The sequence below is a fragment of the Mesorhizobium abyssinicae genome, assembly GCF_049887195.1.
Classification (GTDB): domain Bacteria; phylum Pseudomonadota; class Alphaproteobacteria; order Rhizobiales; family Rhizobiaceae; genus Mesorhizobium; species Mesorhizobium abyssinicae.
In genome coordinates, this window is sequence record NZ_JARAKC010000164.1 from 1 (window position 1) to 250 (window position 250).

1 pseudogene is annotated in these 250 nt (G+C 60.8%); it reads left to right on the forward strand.

The window, feature by feature from the left end:
- A pseudogene (locus tag PU724_RS34085) lies at positions 1 to 126 on the forward strand (transposase); the annotation flags it as partial.
- Between the last annotated feature and the right edge of the window lie 124 nt (positions 127 to 250).

Below are 250 nucleotides of genomic sequence, written 5' to 3' on the forward strand. Positions count from 1 at the left end.
GCGCCACGACATCTCACGCAATCTGATCCGGATATGGGTCGAGAGGCGGGCGCTCTCGATGAGGATGCAGCAGCGGCCGATCTTCTCCAGGCTTATGAGGCGCGCATTGCCGCGCTCGAACGGCTAGAGCACGTCCCGTGATCGATGAATCGAATGTGATGTGACTGAAGCGCCCGCCGGTGATTCAACGTCCGTCTCAACGGGAGGTGGACGATGGGAAAGGCACTGAGCGACGATCTTCGGTCGCGTG